Origin of the sequence: Acidovorax sp. CF316 (assembly GCF_000276605.1) — a bacterium.
GTDB lineage: Bacteria > Pseudomonadota > Gammaproteobacteria > Burkholderiales > Burkholderiaceae_C > Acidovorax.
In genome coordinates this window covers 32,937-45,936 of record NZ_AKJX01000013.1, presented here as the reverse complement: position 1 = coordinate 45,936, position 13,000 = coordinate 32,937, and the positions used below count along the sequence as shown (strand labels likewise).

The following is a 13,000-nucleotide window of genomic DNA, read 5'->3' as shown; positions in this document are numbered from 1 at the left end:
AGGATGACCAGCGATACCCCCAATGCGCCCAGGTACGAGCCCGTGAGGGCTCCCAGCAGCAGCACAATGGCCAGCTCAACCGCGATGCAAATGCATGCAGTCTGAAGCGCAGCAAGGGCTTTTTCTCGTCCGGTAGTGGTAGTCATCGTGCGGTCCTGAACAATGCAGCCCCGCAAATGGCGGGAAGGGCAGGGGTGTGCGGGAGAGGCGGGTGCCGGCAACCCTGTGCCTCAGTCTAGGCCCATGGCAGATGCCATTCAGGAGAGTCGGGCATTGCCCTGCGTGTCACTCCCCAAGCCCGCCCTCAATGCCCCGCAGCCCCGTGCGCCGTCCAGCCCTTGGCCACGCACTCCGCGTCGAACTGTTTGGCCAAATCCGCCAGCGCAATCGACCCCAGCCGCGCGATCAGCAGTGCCTCGGCCTGGCGCAGGGCGTCGTCCAGCGCGGCATTGACCACGCGCTCCACCGCGCACTCGGGGTTGTCGCTGCCATTGCCGATGGCAAACAGGTGCGGCCCGCCCACGGCGTGGTGGATGTCGAGCAGCGTCACCTCTTGCAGGTCGCAGGCAATGGTCCAGCCGCCGCCATGGCCTTTTTCCGAGCGCACATAGCCTGCCTCGCGCAGGCCCGCCATCGTGCGGCGCACCACCACGGGGTTGGTGCCCAGCATGGTGGCGATCTGCTCGGAGGTGAAGGGCGCATCGTGCCGGGCCATGTGCAGCAGCACGTGGAGCATGCGGGAAAGGCGGCTGTCACTGCGCATGAAGGTGGGGTCCTTTTGTGGTCTTGAATCATTGTAAGTTGCATGAAATGCTTTGCGGGGCTATCATGAAACTTCAAAAGTATCGTGATTCGTGAAAGGAACCCAACATGCACTACGACGCCATCGTGATCGGCGGCAGCTATGCCGGCCTGGCCGCCGCAACCCAACTGGCGCGAGCGCGCCGGCGCATCCTGGTGGTGGACGGCGGCCAGCGCCGCAACCGCTTTGCCGAGCACTCGCACGGCTTTCTCACGCAGGACGGCACGCCCGCTGCCGACATCGCGGCCCAGGGGCGCGCGCAGCTCATGGCCTACCCGACCGTGCAGTGGCGCGAGGGCCAGGTGACCACGGCCGAGCGGGCAGGGCAGGGCTTTCGCATCGAGGTGGATGGTGCGGTTGAGGCCATCGAGGCCCGCCGCTTGGTGCTGGCCACCGGCGTCATCGACCACCTGCCCGAGGTGCCCGGCCTGGCCGAGCGCTGGGGCCGCCATGTGTTCCACTGCCCGTACTGCCATGGCTACGAGCTCAACCAGGGCCGGCTGGGTGCCCTGGGCGTGTCCCCGCTGTCCATGCATGTCGCGCTGATGCTGCCCGACTGGGGCCAGGCCACGCTGTTCCTCAACGGCGCCTTCGAGCCCGATGCCGATCAACTGGCCCAGCTGCAGGCGCGCGGCGTCGCGCTGGAGCGCGGGCTGATCGACCGCATCGAGGGCGCCATGGACATCGTGATGCGCGATGGCCGCCTGGTCCCGCAGGACGGCCTGTTCACCCTGAGCCGCGTGGAGGTGGCCAGCCCCGTGGCCGCGCAGCTGGGCTGCGAGTTCGAGGACGGCCCGCTGGGCCGCACCATCAAGACCGACTTCATGAAGGCCACCACCGTGCCCGGCGTGTATGCCTGCGGCGATGCGGCGCGCCAGGGCGGCTCGCTGCCGCTGGCGGTGGGCGACGGCACGATGGCCGGCGCGGCCACGCACCAATCGCTGATCTTTGGAGGGCACTGAAAACGCGCTCATGTATCCGAAAGAAACCAATTGGTTTTAATAAAACTAAATAGTAGAAATAATTACCAAGCGGTCATACAATCCGGTCGCGCCCATCTTGGCGTGTGAGTTCCATCCCTGGATTGAGGAATGAAATCATGAAAAAGACCCTGGTTGCCCTGGCCCTTACCGCAGGCGCCACCTTCAGCGCAATGGCGCAAGACATCGTCGACACCGCCGTGAAGGCCGGCAACTTCAAGACCCTGGTCGCTGCCGTACAGGCGGCCGGCCTGGTGGACACGCTCAAGGGCCCGGGCCCGTTCACCGTGTTTGCGCCCACCGATGAAGCCTTTGCCAAGATCCCCAAGGCCACGCTCGACGGCCTGCTCAAGGACAAGGCCGCGCTCACCAAGGTGCTCACCTACCACGTGGTGCCCGGCAAGGTCATGGCCAAGGACGTCAAGGCCGGCAAGGTCAAGACCGTGCAAGGCCAGGAGATCACCGTGGCCACCAGTGCAGGCGTGATGGTCGACCAGTCCAAGGTCATCGCCACCGACGTCAACGCCAGCAACGGCGTCATCCATGCCATCGATACGGTGCTGATGCCCAAGTAAGCGGCCCGTCGTTTGCGCGCCTGCCCGTGCACAGGCACCGGGCGGCGCCCATGCAAAAGGGGGCCTGCAAGGCAGACCCCCTCTCTTTTCATCCACTGTCTGACAGCGAGGAGAGATTCCTATGAACACTGCATTCAACCGCCGTACCGTCCTTCTGGCCGCCGCCCTGGGGGCCAGCACCAGCGTGCTCCAGGCCTGCGGGGGCAGCGACGACGAACCACAGCGCAACATCGTCGAGCTGGCGCAGAACACCCCGGAACTGAGCATCCTGGTCGAGGCCGTGGTGGCCGCGGGGCTGGCGCCCACGTTGAGCACGGGCAGCCTCACCGTCTTTGCACCCACCAACGCCGCCTTCGCTGCACTGCTGGCCGAGCTGGGGCTGAGCAAGGAGGCGTTGCTGGCCAACAAGCCCCTGCTCACCGCCGTGCTCACCTACCATGTGCTCGGCAGCCGGGTGGTGCGTGCCGATGTGCCCCTGGGCAAGGCCATCACCCCGGTGTCGGGTGGCTTCTTCAAGATCGAGTCTGCCAACGGCCTCAAGATCACCGATGGCCGCAACCGCGTCACCAGCATCACCAGCACCGATATCCAGGCCAGCAATGGCGTGGTGCACCTGGTAGACCGCGTTCTGCTGCCGGCGGACAAGGACATCGTGGCCACTGCCATGGCCGTGCCCGATTTCAGCATCCTGGTCGAGGCGGTGGCCGCCGCCGGCCTGGTGGCCACCCTGAAAGGGCCTGGCCCGTTCACCGTGTTCGCGCCCACCAATGCCGCCTTTGCGGCGCTGCTGGCCGAGCTGGGCCTGACCAAGGAGGCGCTGCTGGCCAACACCGCCTTGCTGACCCGCGTGCTCACCTACCATGTGGTGCCGGCACGGGTGCTGAAGGCCGAGGTGCCCGTCAACACCGCCATCGCCACCGTGCAGGGCCAGAGCTTCACGGTCAACCCCAGCCTCGTGATCACCGACCAGAGCCTGCGCACCAGCCGCATCATCGGCACCGATGTGTTTGCCAGCAATGGCGTGGTGCATACGGTGGACCGGGTGCTTTTGCCCAAGTAGTCTGGCCACATCCTCCGCGCAGACCCCCGGAAGCCATGTGCAGCGGGCTTCCGGAGGCTGCACGGTTTTCTTGCGTTCATTGTCCATGCTCCTCAACCGATCCCCCTGGCTTCGCCGCGCCGCACTGGCCTTGCTCGCTTCCACGGCACTGGCCCTGGCCGCCTGTTCATCCACCGCCCCGCCGGCAGGCATCACCCCCCTCACTCCGTTTGACCTGGCGCGCTACGAGGGCCGCTGGTACGAGGTGGCGCGGCTCGACCATTCCTTCGAGCGCGGCATGACGGACGTGAGCGCCACGTACCAGCGCCAGCCGGACGGCAGCGTGCGTGTGCTCAACCGGGGTTTTGACACCACCAAGGGCAGCCAGGGCGGCGAATGGCGCCAGGCCGTGGGCAAGGCGCTGTTCACGGGCGATGCGCAGACCGCCTCGCTCAAGGTGTCGTTCTTCGGGCCGTTCTATGGCGGCTACCACGTCGCTGCGCTCGATGCCGACTACGGCTGGGCCCTGGTGGTGGGGCCTGATCGCAGCTACTGCTGGATCCTGTCGCGCAGCAAGCAACTGGCCCCGGGTGTGCGCGAGCAGCTCGTCGCCCGCGCCAGTGCGCTGGGCATCGATACCCAGGCGCTGATCTGGGTAAGCCAGCAACGCATCGACCCGCAGCCATGAGTGCCACACTGTGGCCGGCCTGATGGCCCCGTGTCACCGATCGCCCCCCATGCGCATGCGCAAGAAGCACGACCTGCCGCAGAAAGTCTGCCTGCACTGCGGCCTGCCCTTCACCTGGCGCAAGAAATGGGAGAAGGTGTGGGACGAGGTGAAGTACTGCTCTGACCGCTGCCGCAACGGGCGCCAGCGATCCGGCGGTACGCCATGAGCACCAGCCCCACCGTGCTCCTCTGGTTGCGCCGCGACCTTCGCCTGCACGACCCGGGCGCGCTGGCCGCTGCCCTGGGCGGCGGCGCCACCCACCTGGTGCCCGTGCATTGCCAGCCCGTGGCCGACGAAACCACGCCCTGGGGCTTTGCGCGCCGGGGCCCGCACCGCCGTGCCTTCGAGGGGGCTGCACTGCGCGACCTGGCGGCTGGCATGGCCGGGCTGGGCAACCCGCTGCGGCAGTGCCAGGGCCTGCCCGCCGCCGTGCTGCCCGTGCTGGCCCGCGCCGTGGGCGCCACCACCGTGGTGTGTGAAGAAATTGCCGCCCCCCAAGAGCAGGCCGAGGTGGCCGCCCTGCGCGCAGCCGGCCTGCAGGTGCAGACCGTGTGGCACAGCAGCCTGCTGCAGCCGTGTGATCTGCCGTGGCCTGTGGGGGCCCTGCCCGGCGTGTTCACCACCTTTCGGCAGGCGGTGGAGCAGGCTGGCATCCAGCCGCCGCAGCCGCTGCCGGCGCCTGCGGCCTTGCTGCCGCCGCCCGCAGCGCTGACCGATGCAGCGTGGCAAGAGGTGTTGCACACGACCGGTGCCGTGGGTGCGGCGCAAGGGCAGGGCGGGCATGGTGACGGAGTGGAGGCGGGTGAGGGCGCCGGCTGCGACGTGCGCTCCTCCTTCCCCTACGGCACCCCCGCCTGCGATGGGGGCGAAACCGCCGCACTGGCCCATGTGCAGCAGTACCTGGCCAGCGGGCAACCCCACAGCTACAAGGCCACCCGCAACGGGCTCACGGGGTTGGGCTACTCCAGCAAGTTTTCGCCCTGGCTGGCCACGGGCGCGCTCTCGGCCCGGCATGCCATGGCCGCGCTGCGCCGGTTCGAGGCCGCGCACGGTGCCAACGAGGGCACCTATTGGCTGTGGTTCGAACTGCTGTGGCGCGACTATTTCCGACTGCTGCACCTGCAGCACGGGCGCACCCTGTACCGCGCGCGCGGCCTCTCGGCCCAGCCGCTGGCGCCCCACAACGCGGCCGGTTTCGCGCGCTGGTGCGCCGGGCAGACCGGCGAGCCGCTGGTGGACGCCGCCTTGCGCGAGCTGGCCGCCACCGGATACCTGAGCAACCGCCTGCGCCAGGTGGCGGCCAGCTACCTCATCCACGACCTGCAGGGCGACTGGCGCGCGGGCGCCGCCTGGTTCGAATCGCAACTGCTGGACTACGACCCCTACAGCAACCAGGGCAACTGGCTCTACATCGCCGGGCGCGGCACCGATCCGCGCGGCGGGCGCCGCTTCAACCCCGCCAAGCAGGCGCAAGAGCACGATGCCGACGGCAGCTACCGCCGCCTGTGGGGCACGGCATGAGCAGCCGCGAGCCCGCACCAGCCCACACCCTGCGCCTGGTGCTGGGCGACCAGCTCAACCCGCAGCACAGCTGGTTTGCCACGCGCGATGCCGGCGTGGTCTATGTGCTGATGGAGGTGCGGCAAGAGACCGATTACGTGCTGCACCACGCGCAAAAGATCCTCGCCATCTTTGCGGCCATGCGCGACCTGGCTCGCCACCTGCGCAGCGCCGGCCACCGCGTGCGCTACGTGGCCATCGACGACGCCAGCAACCGCCAGTCCCTGCCCGGCAACCTGGCCGCCCTCATGGCGCACTATGGCGCACAGCGGCTTGAGTACCAGCACCCCGACGAGTGGCGGCTCGACGAGCAACTGCGCCACTGGTGCGCAGAGCAGCCCTTTGCCACCCAGGCCGTGGGCAGCGAGCATTTCTACACCAGCCGCAGCGAGGTGGCCGAGGTGTTTGCGGGCCGCAGGCAGTGGCTCATGGAGCACTTCTACCGCCGCATGCGCCACCGGCATGGCGTGCTGATCGACGAGGCCGGCGAGCCCGAAGGCGGCCAGTGGAACTACGACCACGACAACCGCAAGCCCTGGCCCGGCACGCCCGCCACCCCGCCCGACGCGCGGCCCGTGCACGACCACAGCGCCCTGTGGGCCACCATCACGGCCGCCGGTGTGCAGAGCTTTGGCAACCCGCAGGCCGCGCAACTGCGCTGGCCGCTGAACCGGGCCGAGGCCCTGGCCGGGCTCGACCACTTCATCGCCACCACGCTGCCGCACTTTGGCGAGTACGAAGACGCCATGAGCACGTGCAGCCCGCACCTGTTCCACTCGCTGCTGTCGTTCGCCCTCAACACCAAGATGCTGCACCCGCGCGAGGTGGTGCAGCGCGCCCAGGGCGCATGGCAGGCCGGCACTGCGCCGCTGGCGGCGGTGGAAGGCTTCATCCGCCAGATCCTGGGCTGGCGCGAGTACGTGCGCGGCATCTACTGGGCCCACATGCCCGGCTACGACGGGCGCAACGCCCTGGGCCACAGCACCCCGCTGCCGCAGTGGTTCTGGAGCGGCGACACCCGCATGCGCTGCCTGCAGCATGCCGTGGGGCAGTCGCTCGATGGTGCCTACGCCCACCACATCCAGCGGCTCATGGTCATCGGCAACTTTGCCCTGCTGGCCGGGCTGGACCCTGCCGCCGTGCACCGCTGGTACCTGGGCGTGTACGTCGACGCCTTCGAGTGGGTGGAGTTGCCCAATACGGTGGGCATGAGCCAGTTTGCCGACGGCGGCTTGCTGGCCACCAAGCCCTATGTGAGCAGCGCCACCTACATCGACCGCATGGGCGATTACTGCAAGGGCTGCCACTACGACAAGAAGCTGAAAGTGGGTGAGCGCGCCTGCCCCTACAACGCCTTGTACTGGGACTTCTTTGCCCGCCACGAAGCCACCTTGGGCAGCAACTTGCGCCTGGGCATGGTGTACCGCCAGCTGCGCAAAATGCAGGGCCCGCAGCTGCAGGCACTGCGTGGGCATGCCAGCCACCTGCGCAGCACGCTGGACAGCCTGTAGCGCGCAGCGATTCAGGTCGGCGCAGCGCCCCCGCAGACCTCCAGCACCAGTGCCCGCAGCCAGCGGTGCGCCGGGTCCGCATGCAGGCGCGGGTGCCACAGCAGCGACACGGTGATCTCGGGCACCGGCACGGGCAGGGCAAAAGTGTGCAGGCCCGCGCGCAGGCCGGCGGTGTGCCGCTCGGGCACGGTGGCGATCAGATCGGTGGCGCGGGCCAGCGCCAGCGCCGTGGCAAAGCCGCTCACGATGGTGGCGATGTCGCGCACCAGGCCCAGCGGGCCCATCACCTGCTCCACCGGCCCCTGGTCCAGTCCGCGGCGCGACACGGCGATGTGCCGGCCCGCGGCATAGCGCCTGGCCGTGATGCGGCCGCCCGCCAGCGGGTGGCCCATGCGCACCACGCCCACGAAGCGGTCGCGCAGCAGCGCCTGCACGCGCACCTCGGGCCCCATGGCGGGGCCGAGCACGCCGGTCTCCAGGTCCACCTCGCCATCGCGCAGCGGTGTGCTGTCCTTGTCGGGCTTTTGCACGAAGCGCAGGCGCACGCCGGGCGCCTCGGCCGCCACGCGGGCGATCAGCGCCGGGCCGAAGGTCTCGGCAAAGCCATCGCTGGTGCGCAGCGTGAAGACGTGCGTGAGCTGCGCGAGGTCCGGCGCCTGGGCCGGGCGCAGCACCGCCTCGGTGTCGTGCACCAGCTGGCCCACGCGCTCGCGCAGCTCCAGCGCCCGGGGCGTGGGCACCAGGCCGCGGCCGGCGCGCACCAGCAGCGGGTCGCCCACCGTCTCGCGCAGCCGCGCCAGCGCCCGGCTCATGGCCGAGGGGCTCAGGTGCAGGCGCTTGGCGGCGCGCGCCACATTGCCTTCGGTCAGCAGCACATCGAGGGTGACGAGCAGGTTCAGGTCGGGGCGGGACATACGCTCGCCATTATGGGTCGGCATGGCGTCTGGTGCACTGATGCAATGCAAATGCTGCGCCTTCCGCCATGGCTGGCAAATGCCTACGCTCACTGCATCGATCAGTTGTCTGCCGCTGCACCATGACCACCACCACTGCGAACCCGTCTTCATCTTCCGCCACGCCACGCGGCGTGCTGGCCAGCCTGTCGCTGGCCATGCTGCTGTCCTCGCTGGGCACCAGCATCGCCAATGTGGGCCTGCCCACGCTGGCGCAGGCCTTTGGCGCCACATTCCAGCAGGTGCAGTGGGTGGTGCTGGCCTACCTGCTGGCCATCACCACCGCGGTGGTCGGCGTGGGGCGCCTGGGCGACCTGTGGGGCCGCCAGCGGCTGCTGCTAGCGGGCATTGCGCTGTTCACCGCGGCCTCGGCGCTGTGCGCCCTGGCGCCGTCGCTGGCCTGGCTGGTGGCGGCGCGCGCCGTGCAGGGCCTGGGTGCTGCCGTCATGATGGCGCTGGCCATGGCCCTGGTGGCCGATGCCGTGCCGCCAGGGCGCACCGGCAGCGCCATGGGCCTCCTGGGCACGATGTCGGCCGTGGGCACGGCGCTGGGCCCCACGCTGGGCGGGGCGCTGATCGCGGGCTGGGGTTGGCCGGCGCTGTTTGCCATCAACCTGCCGCTGGGCGGGGCGGCATGGTGGGCGGCGCGCCGCTACCTGCCTGCAGACAGTGCCCGTGCAGGCGTGCAGCGCCCGCGCTTCGACGTGGTGGGCATGCTGCTGCTGGCCGTCACGCTGGCCGCCTACGCGCTGGCCATGACGCTGGGCCGGGGCCAGTGGGGCGCGCTGAACGCGGCGCTGCTGGCCGGTGCAGGGCTGGGCCTGGCGCTGTTCATTGGCGCGCAGCGCCGGGCAGGGCGGCATGGCGCCGCACCGCTGGTGCCCCTGGGGCTGTTCCTCCAAAGCCCGGCCCTGGGTGCCGGCTTTGCCATGGGCGCGCTGGTCACCACCGTGGTCATGGCCACGCTGGTGGTGGGCCCGTTCTACCTGGCGGGGGCGCTCGGGCTGGGCACTGCCCAGGTGGGGCTGGCCATGTCGAGCGGGCCGCTGGTCTCTGCGCTGGCGGGGGTGCCGGCCGGCCGGCTGGTGGACCGCCTGGGCACACAGCGCACCACGCGGGCTGGGCTCATCGCCATGGCCGTGGGCTCGGCTGCGCTGGCGCTGCTGCCGGCAGGCTTTGGCGTGGCCGGCTATGTGCTGCCGCTGGCCCTTGTCACCGCCGGCTACGCGCTGTTCCAGGCCGCCAACAACACGGCCGTGATGGCCGCCACGGTGCAGCAGCCGCAGCAGCGCGGCGTGGTGTCCGGCCTGCTCAACCTGTCGCGCAACCTGGGGCTGGTCACCGGTGCATCGGCCATGGGTGCCGTGTTCGCCTGGGGCGCAGGCGGGCAGGGCGGTGCCATGGTGCAGCCCGGCGCGGTGGCGGCGGGCATGCAGGCCACCTTTGGCGTGGCGGCGGCGTTGGTGGTGGCGGCGCTGGGGATTGCGCTGGCGGCGCGGCCGTCTTTCCGCCCGGGGACTGGCAGAACGGCGGAACCTCCTGCCGGGCAATGAGTCTGGTAGCGTGTCACCCTTTCATCGCATTGCATGAACCTCATCCAGCGCATTCCCGCCGTGATTGTTGCGGCCGCGGCCAGTGGCTGCACCATGGCGGCAGACACTTTGTCGGGCTGCATGGCGGTCGGGCCGGGCCGGTTTGATCTGCGCACGGCCCCGGACCAGATCTATTTTGTCGAGGTCAGCCGCGAGGTCATGGAGCAGATCAAGGCGCTGCAGGGCGATGCACCGTTGTGGGTGGCACCCGTTCGGGTCAAGGCGTCGGTGCGCAAGCACGACCAGGCCGGCCCCGCCGGCAAGTACGGGGCCATCGCCAAGGTCACCGAGCTGGCGGTATCGGGCGACAGCAGCCTGTGCAAATGAATGGACCTTGCCCGCATGGGCAGTGGACATTGCCCGCTTGGTATCCGGCGGCGGTGTGCGGTATGCTTTTTCGCATGACCGCCACACCCCTCCTGCCCACGCTCCGCTCCCTGGCCGCCGCTGCGGCGCTGCTGTGCTGCCTGCCGGTGGCTGCCCTGGCCCAGGCGACGGCCCCCGCAGCAGCAGCCGAGCCTGCCACCATCTACACCCACGGCGAGTTCCGCGCCGTCTCGCAGGAGCAGGGCAGCCGCGACACCTTTGCGCACATCAAGGTGGCGCCGGGCGTGAAGATTCCGTTTTCCACCATCACCTACCGGGTGCGCGATGCGGCACTGCTCAAGGGCCTGCAGCCCGGTGCGCGCGTGGAGTTTCGCGCCGAGCGGGTGGAGGGCGAGAACGTGCTGGTGGCCATCCGGCCGCGCCAGCAGTGATGGACCCAGACATCACCGCCCTGGTCGAGCAGGCCATCGATGCCCTGGGCAACCCCGAACTGTCCGCTGCTGAGATAGAGGCCGCCGTGCTGGCCCTTGCGGGCGGCGATGCCACGCTGGCACGCCGGCTCATCGACGTGGTGCCCGAAGGCTTTGGCCTGGTGCTGGTCTCGCACGTCGAGCCCGCCGCCACCCTGCAGCTGCCCACCGAATTCTCGGTGCAGGATGCGGCTGGCGAGTGGGTGGACTTTCCCCTCACCCGCGAGCCGGTCTTTGTCGCGGCCCTGCTGGCCGCACAGCGCATGTTCCATGCCGGCCCGCGCCTGAAATTCCAGACCGTCACCGACCGCAGCGGCCTGCTGCAGGCCGTGAACAACGCGCTCAACGGCGGCCAATCGCTCGAAGGCGCCACGCTGGGCGGGCCGCGTTTCGGGGGCATACCGGCAGCGACGTACGCGGCATCGGCCGACGGCCCGTGACAGGGTCTTCCCTACAAGGCGCCCGCAGCGGGTGGCGATGATGTACCTTTCGTCCACCACTTCCAGGTACCCCACGCCATGGACCTCGTGCTCTCCCCCCCGCCGGACGACGCCAGCATCCACACCGCGCTGTCCGACCCCCGGCGCCTGGACGCCGTGCAGCGCACGGGCCTGCTCGACAGCCCGCCCGAAGAGACCTTCGACCGCCTCACCAGCCTGGCATCGCGGCTGACCGGCGCGCCCGTGGTCTTCGTCTCGCTGCTCGACCGGGCGCGCGACTTCCACATGAGCACCACCGCCCTGGGGCCTGGCGTGGCCACGCCCGGCGGCAGCCGCGACCAGATGGGGCGCACCTTCTGCCACTACGTGGCTGCCTCCAGGCAGCCCCTGGTGATTGAAGACGCCACCCTGCTGCCCGTGTTCCGCGACCTGCCCGGCGTCAAGGCCAAGGGTGTGCGCGCCTATGCCGGCGTGCCGCTGCTCACGGAAGAGGGCGACGCCCTGGGCACCTTCTGCGCGCTCGACTTCGCGCCGCGGCACTGGACCGGGCAGGACATCGATGTGCTCACCGAGCTGGGCCAGTCCGCCCTGCGCGAGATCCGCCTGCGCGTCGCCCTGCAGCATGCCGCCAACGTCAACCAGCAACTGGTCGGGCAGATCCAGCGCGTGGCCGAGCTCAACATGAAGCTCGAGGAGCTCGCCACCACCGACCCCCTCACGGGCCTGCGCAACCGCCGCGCCTTCGACGCCCACATGGCGCAGGAGCTGGCCATCGTGCAGCGCCGCGGCACGCCGCTGAGCCTGCTCATGCTCGACGTGGACCACTTCAAGCGCGTCAACGACACCCTGGGCCACGATGGCGGCGACCGCGTGCTGCAGGCCATCGCCGGCCACCTCAAGGCCTGCGCCCGCACGGTGGACGTGGTGGCCCGCGTGGGCGGCGAGGAGTTCGCCGTCATCCTGCCCAGCACCGGCGAGGCCGGCGCCCACGAGGTCGGCGAGCGCATGCGCAAAGCCGTGGAAGACGGTCCCTGGCCCGAGATGCCCGTGACCATCAGCGTCGGCACCGCTACGCTGGTGGAGGGCGAGGACCCCGAGCGCATCTATGGCCGCGCCGATGCCGCGCTGTATGCGGCCAAGCAGGCGGGGCGCAACCGGGTGCAGCAGGGCTGAGGCCAGTCGTCACCGGGAGGCGGGTGGCGGACGACGGCTGCCCTGGCCGTTCATCACGCGTTCATCTTCTGCTCACGGCCTTTTCATGCGGCATTCAGGCCGCATCCATACCGCTTTGGTGAACTGTAGGTCCCCCAGGCAGCCATCCGGCCGCCGGGGGAAACCAACCATTTCAACCAGAGAAAACCATGAAAACATCCATCTGCATCGCCGTCGCCAGCCTCCTGGTGGGCGCCGCCGTTGTGCCTGCCGCCGCCAAGGGCCCGGTCGTCAACCACGCCATTTCCGAAAGCGAAGTGCTGGCGGCCCAGCAGGCCTGGTGCAAGGCGCTTGTCGACATCAGCACCACCCACACCACCAGCGGCCCGGTGGCAGCCAAGGCGCTGGCCGAGAAGGTGATCGACGCCGCCTACGGCTACCAGATGGGCGCCGTGCTGTTCAAGCCGACCCTGACCACCACGCCGCAGACCTTCCGCACCACCCGCGAGGGCGCGCTGGCCTACTTCGTGGGCGGCAACCCGGCCTACCCCAAGGACACGGGTTTCGCCCTCAAGGGCTGGACCAAGTGCGAAATCACCAATGCCGCCGTGTTCATCGCCGGTGATTCGGCCAACACCATGGGCAACGTGATGTTCACCGACAAGGCCGGCAAGGTGACCACGGTGGACAAGACCTGGGCCTTCGTCAAGGACGATGCGGGCAAGCTGCGCATCGTGGTGCACCACTCGTCGCTGCCGTTCACCGGCAACTGATCGATGGATGGCTGGGCCGGGTACGTCACCCCCGTGCCCAGCCTGCCGGGCACACCGCCGGCGCGCCTGCCAGGCTTCATAATCCGAGCCTCCCGA

At 69.5% G+C, this 13,000-nt stretch carries 15 protein-coding genes; 13 read left to right on the top strand and 2 right to left on the bottom strand.

The window, feature by feature from the left end:
• Positions 1 to 304: 304 nt before the first annotated feature.
• On the bottom strand, positions 305 to 763 hold the full coding sequence (locus PMI14_RS01720; protein ID WP_007848673.1) for an Rrf2 family transcriptional regulator: 459 nt from the start codon (positions 761 to 763) through the stop codon (positions 305 to 307).
• A gap of 107 nt (positions 764 to 870) precedes the next feature.
• On the opposite strand from PMI14_RS01720, the gene PMI14_RS01715 reads away from it, so the two are divergent.
• The 7 genes from PMI14_RS01715 (at position 871) to PMI14_RS01690 (ending at position 7,197) form a co-directional block, all read left to right on the top strand.
• On the top strand, positions 871 to 1,764 hold the full coding sequence (locus tag PMI14_RS01715) for an NAD(P)/FAD-dependent oxidoreductase (protein ID WP_007848670.1): 894 nt from the start codon (positions 871 to 873) through the stop codon (positions 1,762 to 1,764).
• 137 nt (positions 1,765 to 1,901) lie between these two features.
• Positions 1,902 to 2,357 carry a fasciclin domain-containing protein gene (locus PMI14_RS01710; protein WP_007848666.1) on the top strand — a complete coding sequence of 152 codons (456 nt, stop codon included), beginning with the start codon at positions 1,902 to 1,904 and terminating at the stop codon, positions 2,355 to 2,357.
• A 121-nt stretch (positions 2,358 to 2,478) separates the two neighbouring features.
• Complete coding sequence (locus PMI14_RS01705) at positions 2,479 to 3,417, top strand: fasciclin domain-containing protein (RefSeq protein ID WP_007848663.1); 939 nt, start codon at positions 2,479 to 2,481, stop codon at positions 3,415 to 3,417.
• Between the two features lie 85 nt (positions 3,418 to 3,502).
• Positions 3,503 to 4,084, top strand: a complete 582-nt coding sequence (locus PMI14_RS01700; RefSeq protein ID WP_007848661.1) for a lipocalin family protein — start codon at positions 3,503 to 3,505, stop codon at positions 4,082 to 4,084.
• A 49-nt stretch (positions 4,085 to 4,133) separates the two neighbouring features.
• Positions 4,134 to 4,292 (top strand): DUF2256 domain-containing protein, encoded by a 159-nt coding sequence (locus PMI14_RS33950; RefSeq protein WP_007848658.1) that lies wholly within the window; start codon positions 4,134 to 4,136, stop codon positions 4,290 to 4,292.
• Positions 4,289 to 5,647: a DASH family cryptochrome gene (locus tag PMI14_RS01695; RefSeq protein WP_007848655.1), complete on the top strand. Its 1,359-nt coding sequence runs from the start codon at positions 4,289 to 4,291 to the stop codon at positions 5,645 to 5,647. The genes PMI14_RS33950 and PMI14_RS01695 overlap by 4 nt, the downstream gene beginning before the upstream one ends.
• Entirely contained in the window at positions 5,644 to 7,197 is a 1,554-nt protein-coding gene (locus PMI14_RS01690) for a cryptochrome/photolyase family protein (RefSeq protein ID WP_007848653.1), read from the top strand. Before PMI14_RS01695 ends, PMI14_RS01690 begins: the two co-directional genes overlap by 4 nt.
• Before the next feature lie 11 nt (positions 7,198 to 7,208).
• Here the strand turns inward: PMI14_RS01690 and PMI14_RS01685 are convergent, their stop codons facing one another.
• Positions 7,209 to 8,111 carry a LysR family transcriptional regulator gene (locus PMI14_RS01685; RefSeq protein ID WP_035201984.1) on the bottom strand — a complete coding sequence of 301 codons (903 nt, stop codon included), beginning with the start codon at positions 8,109 to 8,111 and terminating at the stop codon, positions 7,209 to 7,211.
• A gap of 122 nt (positions 8,112 to 8,233) precedes the next feature.
• Between PMI14_RS01685 and PMI14_RS01680 the strand changes: the two genes are divergently transcribed.
• The 6 genes from PMI14_RS01680 to PMI14_RS01655 all read left to right on the top strand — a co-directional run bounded on the left by PMI14_RS01680 (position 8,234) and on the right by PMI14_RS01655 (position 12,904).
• Positions 8,234 to 9,703, top strand: coding sequence for an MFS transporter (locus tag PMI14_RS01680; protein WP_007848651.1), 1,470 nt, complete (start codon positions 8,234 to 8,236; stop codon positions 9,701 to 9,703).
• 33 nt (positions 9,704 to 9,736) lie between these two features.
• On the top strand, positions 9,737 to 10,069 hold the full coding sequence (locus PMI14_RS01675) for a hypothetical protein (RefSeq protein ID WP_007848650.1): 333 nt from the start codon (positions 9,737 to 9,739) through the stop codon (positions 10,067 to 10,069).
• Positions 10,070 to 10,143: 74 nt separating this feature from the next.
• Entirely contained in the window at positions 10,144 to 10,500 is a 357-nt protein-coding gene (locus PMI14_RS01670) for a copper-binding protein (protein ID WP_157405876.1), read from the top strand.
• Entirely contained in the window at positions 10,500 to 10,979 is a 480-nt protein-coding gene (locus PMI14_RS01665) for a hypothetical protein (RefSeq protein WP_007848647.1), read from the top strand. The genes PMI14_RS01670 and PMI14_RS01665 overlap by 1 nt, the downstream gene beginning before the upstream one ends.
• A 78-nt stretch (positions 10,980 to 11,057) precedes the next feature.
• Positions 11,058 to 12,152 (top strand): sensor domain-containing diguanylate cyclase, encoded by a 1,095-nt coding sequence (locus tag PMI14_RS01660; RefSeq protein WP_007848645.1) that lies wholly within the window; start codon positions 11,058 to 11,060, stop codon positions 12,150 to 12,152.
• Positions 12,153 to 12,340: 188 nt separating this feature from the next.
• Positions 12,341 to 12,904, top strand: a complete 564-nt coding sequence (locus PMI14_RS01655; protein WP_007848642.1) for a hypothetical protein — start codon at positions 12,341 to 12,343, stop codon at positions 12,902 to 12,904.
• The last annotated feature ends 96 nt before the right edge of the window (positions 12,905 to 13,000 follow it).

Excerpts from the sequence above, each read along its gene's own strand:
- PMI14_RS01720 (WP_007848673.1), bottom strand. The coding sequence starts at position 763 with ATGCGCAGTGACAGCCGCCTTTCCCGCATGCTCCACGTGCTGCTGCAC.
- PMI14_RS01715 (WP_007848670.1), top strand. The coding sequence starts at position 871 with ATGCACTACGACGCCATCGTGATCGGCGGCAGCTATGCCGGCCTGGCC.
- PMI14_RS01710 (WP_007848666.1), top strand. The coding sequence starts at position 1,902 with ATGAAAAAGACCCTGGTTGCCCTGGCCCTTACCGCAGGCGCCACCTTC.
- PMI14_RS01705 (WP_007848663.1), top strand. The coding sequence starts at position 2,479 with ATGAACACTGCATTCAACCGCCGTACCGTCCTTCTGGCCGCCGCCCTG.
- PMI14_RS01700 (WP_007848661.1), top strand. The coding sequence starts at position 3,503 with ATGCTCCTCAACCGATCCCCCTGGCTTCGCCGCGCCGCACTGGCCTTG.
- PMI14_RS33950 (WP_007848658.1), top strand. The coding sequence starts at position 4,134 with ATGCGCATGCGCAAGAAGCACGACCTGCCGCAGAAAGTCTGCCTGCAC.
- PMI14_RS01695 (WP_007848655.1), top strand. The coding sequence starts at position 4,289 with ATGAGCACCAGCCCCACCGTGCTCCTCTGGTTGCGCCGCGACCTTCGC.
- PMI14_RS01690 (WP_007848653.1), top strand. The coding sequence starts at position 5,644 with ATGAGCAGCCGCGAGCCCGCACCAGCCCACACCCTGCGCCTGGTGCTG.
- PMI14_RS01685 (WP_035201984.1), bottom strand. The coding sequence starts at position 8,111 with ATGTCCCGCCCCGACCTGAACCTGCTCGTCACCCTCGATGTGCTGCTG.
- PMI14_RS01680 (WP_007848651.1), top strand. The coding sequence starts at position 8,234 with ATGACCACCACCACTGCGAACCCGTCTTCATCTTCCGCCACGCCACGC.
- PMI14_RS01675 (WP_007848650.1), top strand. The coding sequence starts at position 9,737 with ATGAACCTCATCCAGCGCATTCCCGCCGTGATTGTTGCGGCCGCGGCC.
- PMI14_RS01670 (WP_157405876.1), top strand. The coding sequence starts at position 10,144 with ATGACCGCCACACCCCTCCTGCCCACGCTCCGCTCCCTGGCCGCCGCT.
- PMI14_RS01665 (WP_007848647.1), top strand. The coding sequence starts at position 10,500 with ATGGACCCAGACATCACCGCCCTGGTCGAGCAGGCCATCGATGCCCTG.
- PMI14_RS01660 (WP_007848645.1), top strand. The coding sequence starts at position 11,058 with ATGGACCTCGTGCTCTCCCCCCCGCCGGACGACGCCAGCATCCACACC.
- PMI14_RS01655 (WP_007848642.1), top strand. The coding sequence starts at position 12,341 with ATGAAAACATCCATCTGCATCGCCGTCGCCAGCCTCCTGGTGGGCGCC.